The 6,020-nt window shown below is 48.7% G+C and carries 6 protein-coding genes, 1 tRNA gene and 1 pseudogene; 5 read left to right on the plus strand and 3 right to left on the minus strand.

Features of this window, described 5'->3' with window-relative positions; genetic code table 11:
• Positions 1 to 71 precede the first annotated feature (71 nt).
• Positions 72 to 147, minus strand: a tRNA-Thr gene (locus tag IE090_RS11550).
• Positions 148 to 350: 203 nt separating this feature from the next.
• Here IE090_RS11550 and phoB point away from each other — a divergent pair.
• Both phoB and phoR read left to right on the plus strand, forming a co-directional pair.
• Positions 351 to 1,055, plus strand: coding sequence for a phosphate regulon transcriptional regulator PhoB (phoB, locus tag IE090_RS11555; RefSeq protein WP_189388545.1), 705 nt, complete (start codon positions 351 to 353; stop codon positions 1,053 to 1,055).
• Positions 1,056 to 1,081: 26 nt separating this feature from the next.
• Positions 1,082 to 2,353, plus strand: coding sequence for a phosphate regulon sensor histidine kinase PhoR (gene phoR / locus IE090_RS11560; protein WP_189388546.1), 1,272 nt, complete (start codon positions 1,082 to 1,084; stop codon positions 2,351 to 2,353).
• Between the two features lie 288 nt (positions 2,354 to 2,641).
• On the opposite strand, the gene IE090_RS11565 is transcribed toward phoR, so the two are convergent.
• Positions 2,642 to 3,058, minus strand: a complete 417-nt coding sequence (locus IE090_RS11565) for a hypothetical protein (RefSeq protein ID WP_189388547.1) — start codon at positions 3,056 to 3,058, stop codon at positions 2,642 to 2,644.
• Positions 3,039 to 3,402 (minus strand): annotated as a pseudogene (locus IE090_RS11570) (transposase); the annotation flags it as partial. The gene IE090_RS11565 and the pseudogene IE090_RS11570, both read right to left, overlap by 20 nt.
• A 405-nt stretch (positions 3,403 to 3,807) precedes the next feature.
• Here IE090_RS11570 and IE090_RS11575 point away from each other — a divergent pair.
• The 3 genes from IE090_RS11575 to IE090_RS17845 all read left to right on the plus strand — a co-directional run.
• Positions 3,808 to 4,074, plus strand: coding sequence for a hypothetical protein (locus IE090_RS11575; RefSeq protein ID WP_189388548.1), 267 nt, complete (start codon positions 3,808 to 3,810; stop codon positions 4,072 to 4,074).
• A gap of 477 nt (positions 4,075 to 4,551) precedes the next feature.
• Positions 4,552 to 4,953 carry a hypothetical protein gene (locus tag IE090_RS11580; RefSeq protein WP_189388549.1) on the plus strand — a complete coding sequence of 134 codons (402 nt, stop codon included), beginning with the start codon at positions 4,552 to 4,554 and terminating at the stop codon, positions 4,951 to 4,953.
• A 551-nt stretch (positions 4,954 to 5,504) separates the two neighbouring features.
• On the plus strand, positions 5,505 to 6,020 hold a 516-nt coding region (locus tag IE090_RS17845), incomplete at its 3' end, for an IS5 family transposase (RefSeq protein ID WP_229815729.1).

The following is a 6,020-nucleotide window of genomic DNA, read 5'->3' on the forward strand; positions in this document are numbered from 1 at the left end:
AGTGAGTAATCGGTGCGAAAGCAGCAACAGACAGGTATAAAAAAACCCGCTCAATGAGCGGGTTTTTAATATGGTGCCGGCACCAAGAGTCGAACTCGGGACCTACTGATTACAAGTCAGTTGCTCTACCAACTGAGCTATACCGGCTAAGTGGGCGGGGATATTACTGACCAAGATGGCGGTCGTCAACCCCATTGTGCAGGAAACTTCACAAGTTGAATCTATCAAGCGTTAGCTGCTCACCCAGAAGGGGCGCAAAGCAACTCAGCCAAAGCGCTAAACGCTGCCAGGAATTCATAAAAATGTCACAATGATCGCCGGATTTTTCTGCACAATACGGGGCGCGCAAAATGAGTGGAAGCCATATCCTGGTGGTGGACGACGAACCGGCCATTTGCGAGATGATTTCAACCAGCCTGGAGCTGGCTGGGTTTCAGGTCAAACTGGCGGCCAACGGCCATCTCGCTCATCAAATGGTGGTCAACGATCGCCCAGATTTGATTTTGCTCGATTGGATGATGCCCATGCTGTCCGGCATTGAACTCACTCGGCGGCTAAAAAAAGACGAACGTACGGCTGACATCCCCATCATTCTGCTGACCGCGCGTGGCGATGAGGATGATCGCATCAATGGCCTGGAGGCCGGTGCCGACGATTACGTGGTGAAACCGTTTTCACCGCGCGAACTCATCGCTCGGGTGCGCGCTGTGCTGCGCCGCAGCCAAGGGGCGAGCGAAGACGGTTGCCTGCGCTTTGGTTTGACCGTGCTCGATCGCAACGCTCAAGAGTGCAGCATTGAGGGGCAAGCCATTAGCCTGGGGCCATTGGAGTTCCGCTTGCTGGAGTTCTTTATGCTGCACCCCAATCGGGTATACTCCCGCGCCCAGCTGCTCGACCGGGTTTGGGGCGGCAATGTTTATGTCGAAGACCGTACCGTAGACGTGCACATCCGCCGTTTGCGCAAGGCCTTAAGTCCACAAGACCAACAGGCCATGATTCAGACAGTCCGGGGCGCGGGTTACCGCTTCACTCCGGACGCGGTGACCAACGGATAACCGCTTTCTACAAAGTGAGGTAGCCCTTGCAACAGGGTATTTGGCAGAGAGAACTGCTGCGTGTCGCAGTACCTGTAGGGTTAGGCCTGGCAGCGGGCTGGTCGGCGGGGTATCCCTTGCCTGGCTTGGTGGTGGGCATGACAGCAGCCCACGTGATGTCGCTGCGAGCTATGGCCAACTTGTATCGTTGGAGCCATCGCTTTGGCCCGCCGCCGCAAGACAGCGGCTTGGTTGGCTACAGCGTCGACCGCATTGTGCGACGCGAAAAAAACCTGCGCACCAAGCTCAGCCAACAGGCACGTCAACTCAAACGCTACAACGAAGGCATTGAATCTCTGCACGATGGCGTTTTGGTCATCGACGCCGATGGTTACATCACCAACTTCAACAGCGCCGCCACTCGCTTGCTCGGCTTGCGTGAAGAAGACCAAGGCCAGCATGTTAAAAACCTGCTGCGCAGCCCACGTTTTACTAAGTTCTTCGACCATGGCGACTACAGCAAAGCGCTGCAGTTCGATTTTCAGAACATTCGCCCACAAACCCTAATGGTGCAGATCACGCAATTTGGTGTCGATCAAAAAGTACTGTTGGTGCGCGATGTCACTGAGCGCAAGCGCGTCGAAACCATGCGCCAAAACTTTATTGCCGACGTATCGCACGAGTTACGCACTCCCCTCACCGTCATCAACGGCTATCTGGAAATGCTGCAGGATATGGAACTGCCAGCCAGCCTGAACAAAGCCGTTCACCAAATGTCCGGCCAAGGCGAGCGCATGCAAAGCCTGGTAAACGACCTGATCGAACTGTCACGCCTAGAAAGCGCCAACAGTGACAACACAGGTGAATACTTCAGCATTCGCCGTTTGGCGAGCAGCGTGGTCGATCAACTGCAATCCTACGCCAGCAATCCAGTAAAGCTGAGCTGCGAGCAGGATGTTGAGGTCTTAGGGTTTGAGGAAGAGCTGCGCACCGTGCTCAGCAACCTGCTCACTAACGCTTATAAATACGGCGGTGACGGTGAAGTGGAACTGCGCCTCAGCAGCGCTGGGCAAGGGCTAAGAATTAGCGTGAGCGATCAAGGGCCGGGCATTGCCCCCGAACACATTAACCGCCTGACTGAACGCTTTTACCGCGTGGACGACTCGCGCGAGTCCACCGTCGGTGGCTCAGGTTTGGGCTTGGCCATCGTCAAGCACGCCCTCGAACATCACGATGCCCAGCTGGAAATCGACTCCCGCTTAGGCCAAGGCAGTACCTTTAGCTTTGTATTGCCCCCCGAGCGGGTGCGGTTGCAATAAACGACATTACCGCGGCGAGTGCGTTAAATAGCCTTGTCGCAGTGAGCGGTTTTAAATGCTGAAGCCCTATGCAGGTGTGTAGAAACCTCAAAGGCGATATTTTGTTCAGACTCGCGCATAAGTTGGGGTCAGAGCTGAAGCTCCGACCCCTTATCTGCGCTTTCTTTTTCGCCAAGCCCTATGCCCTCCTTGAGGGTATCCCTCATGCCGGGCGGGCGAGCTCCCTGATTTGCTAATGCTGTGGTCGCCGCAACGCCAACTCAGGCGGCCTGCTAAGGCGCGGAAAACCTAGGCGCTAAACCGAGAAATGAGATATTGGGCTGGCTCACTGACTTTGCCCATTTTAACGGCAGCCACATAAGGCAAAAACTCAGGGTTACGCTTTTGTAGCGCTTCAAAAATAGCATTGGCACGCAAGCCGCCGTAACCGTGGCCGATCAAAATAACCCTATGGCCGGCAATAATATCGGCTTCTACTTGCTCAACCCCCTCTTGTAGCTGCTCACGTTGGCGTTCGATGGTTTTTCGCATTTCGCTACGAATGACGTAGCCCATTTCATCGCTAATATCACGACTAAAGCCCGACTCTGGCTCGGTTAAAATACCGTTATTGGTGCCCGCTCGATAAATGTCCACGGCCTGGCGATTGGTAATGCGAGGGTGTTCAAAATCCTGTGCCAGCCAGTCACAGGAAGGTGTGAGCATCTAAACGCTTCTTAAAATGAATCGACAACCGCGGCAGTGTCAGGTTGCAGTTTTGCACTGGAGCATCAAGCGTTCTAGCGCTTTCAAAATACCGGCATACAAAAGCTTGAGCAAGCTGTTCTCATTCGGGAAGCCACCTTTGATTTTGGTGAGTCTCCTGAACTGGCGATGTACCGCCTCAACCGCATTCGTCGTCTAAATCGCGGCACGGACGCAGTTAGGATATATAAAATACGCAGACAGTGTCGCTCGCTTACTTCTCCACGACTTGATAACGACTGGATACTTCTCACCCATTTTATTTTAATATTGTCAATAGTGGTTTCTGCAGCGCTCAGCGTTGCATCACGTAGTTAATACTTACGTTTTTTTTGGGATTGAAGCCTATACCCAACAAGATTAGTTTTTATTTCACCTATTAATCGTTAAAAATGGATTTTACCAAACTATGTGTGGTCTTCGTTGTTTTGCCAGTGTTGGTTATTGCTGGCAGAGGTGCTGTCAGTTCGTGGCTGTATCATGGAAATCACTATCGCAACCACGGCACGCGAGGTCTAAATTCTGGTGCAGGCTTTATGGCAATGGCCTGGCGGCAACTACTGGCCTAAGTGGAATCTCAAAAGTATATGCTACCGCAAGAGGGGTAGTGTCAATGCAACTCTGAAAAATTAACGATTGTAACTAATCTTTCCCCAACCCACATGAGGAGTGACTGGTCTTGCACTCAAGATCAGCATTATTAAGCGAAGATGGAAGATAAAGCGATATTTTTTGCCCTCGGTCTTGCCAACTTCTTTGCTTTTTTCATTGAAGGAATCATGGAAGATGCAAAAACAACAAAAGCAAAGATAATTATTTTTGTAACTCCGATTCCAGCATTAGTATTATTTTTCTCAGATGATTTTGCAACTGCGGAGACAGCAATACTGGTCTACTTAACCGTTTTTTTATTCATAAAATTCGCAAAAAAGGTTCATGCCTATGAGGAAATGAAAAAGAATAGACGAGGTCCATAGTTCATTCTCAAGCCAGATTCCTCAGATTTAACTCCGAAGTTCACCACCTAGACCTTCGTTAGAGAGGAATAGTCAACGTGGGACAGAACTGAGGCTTGATTGGCGAGTGGCAGGTCTAGCCCCTTGGGTTTTTAGGCCGGCAGCTACAGGTGTAGTTGCAGGAGTTTGGTTACCTATTAATGGTATTCGGTCTGGTGCAATGACTTTTAGAGGTGGCTTCTTAAGCGGTTTCGGGAGTGGTCATGGATCTACACAGGTTGTCCATACAGGCACTAAGTGGAGCTGGAGTTCATATGCACGTACCGTTGGTGCATCGACTGTAGTAGGTGCGATCAATCCTGTTTCTTCTATCCGTGGCGCTGCTACTGCGGCAACTAGTTCATTTATCAGCGCTTGGCAATTTCGGTAAGTTGTGAAAACAACCAACCTTGCCTCTATGGGCAGGGTTGGCCTTTTTATTATTTATGGAGGGCGAGAATGAAGAATCTTAAGGATAAAGAAATAAAAATGATCAGTGTGCTTTTCATAGAAAAAAGCAATTTAGTGCTGCTTCTTTCGGGCGCACCAATGATCATTGCTATGGTCTGGCAGCCAATAGTAATATCCGCCACCAAGTTTTTTTTGATATTTATTGCTAGTGCAACCTATGTGGCAGCCACTTACATTTCTATAACCCAAAAAAAAGATATAACTTATCTTTCTTGGTTTGTTTCACTGCCTTTGGTTGTGTACTGCTCCGCTGAATCGGTAAACAATCTAGACTGGTCGGAGATGGAAAAAAATGCCAATTGGTTGACTTACCTTAGCGCATATTTTTTTATAATAGCGGTATCATACAGAATCTTGATTTTGCTTTTCCCCTTAGCTGAAAGGAAGTAACCGCCATATGATCAAAAAATATCAGATTTACATGGTTATATTTGCTGCTTTTGGTTTTTGTTTTTCTCGTGCTTCAGATTATGCTTACATCTCGAGTAATAACCTGAAAGGTGTAATTCCTATTGCTAGCAGCCTTTTGAAAAAGTCTTTTCGGCTCAGGCTTTCGGGCTGGTTCGGAATCAAGGCGCCATTTTGAAAGTGTGTGTCCACCCATCGGTTACGCTAGGTTGTCTTAAGAAGTTTACGATAGCAGTTTGAGGTTGAAATGGAGATTCTTCTAGTTATTTTAGTTTCTTTTTTTGCTGGTATGATAAGCGTATTAATTGTTAATTTTTTAATAAAAAAAGAATCCAAATGGTATATCATCGCAAGAAACTTTTTGGTTCCATTGATTGCTACAATGGCTGGAACACTTGTAATATATGCAGTTTGGCTATAGATGGAAACTCTTGGCTCTAATGGGATCTGCGGTTTAGCAGTAACTTAGGGCACCTCTGAAAAATACCCCAAAATAGGCGATAATCCATCTTCCAGTTAGCAAGGGCAGGAATATGTCACAACTCAGCTTCTCCGATGCCGAAGGCCATGCCAAAAAACGTAAGGTGACTCGCCGAGAGAAATTTCTCAACCAAATGGAAGTACTTCTACCTTGGAGAGAGCTGGAGCGTCCGATTGCTGCCTATTACAGCAAGTCATTACGAGGTAGGAACCCCTACCCGTTATCGGTGATGCTACGTGTCCACTGCCTGCAGCTTTTCTACAACCTCAGTGATCCCGCCATGGAAGACACACTATACGAGGTGCAATCCATGCGCCAGTTTGCCGGCATCACCATCGATACGGTGCCGGATGAAACCACCATTTTAAATTTTCGCCACCTGCTAGAAGAGCACAATCTGGGGAAGAAACTCTTTGAAACCATCAACAAACATCTGGCGAAAAAAGGTCTGAGTTTCAAAGAAGTCACCATCATGGACGCTAGCATTATCGAAGCGCCGACCTCAACGAAAAACAAAAATAAAGCGCGTGATCCGGAGATGCACCAGGCTAAAAAAGGTAATCAGTGG

This window comes from Bacterioplanes sanyensis (assembly GCF_014652515.1).
GTDB classification, from domain to species: domain Bacteria; phylum Pseudomonadota; class Gammaproteobacteria; order Pseudomonadales; family Oceanobacteraceae; genus Bacterioplanes; species Bacterioplanes sanyensis.

Excerpts from the sequence above, each read along its gene's own strand:
- IE090_RS11565 (WP_189388547.1), bottom strand. The coding sequence starts at position 3,058 with ATGCTCACACCTTCCTGTGACTGGCTGGCACAGGATTTTGAACACCCT.
- IE090_RS11580 (WP_189388549.1), top strand. The coding sequence starts at position 4,552 with ATGAAGAATCTTAAGGATAAAGAAATAAAAATGATCAGTGTGCTTTTC.
- IE090_RS11575 (WP_189388548.1), top strand. The coding sequence starts at position 3,808 with ATGGAAGATAAAGCGATATTTTTTGCCCTCGGTCTTGCCAACTTCTTT.
- phoB (WP_189388545.1), top strand. The coding sequence starts at position 351 with ATGAGTGGAAGCCATATCCTGGTGGTGGACGACGAACCGGCCATTTGC.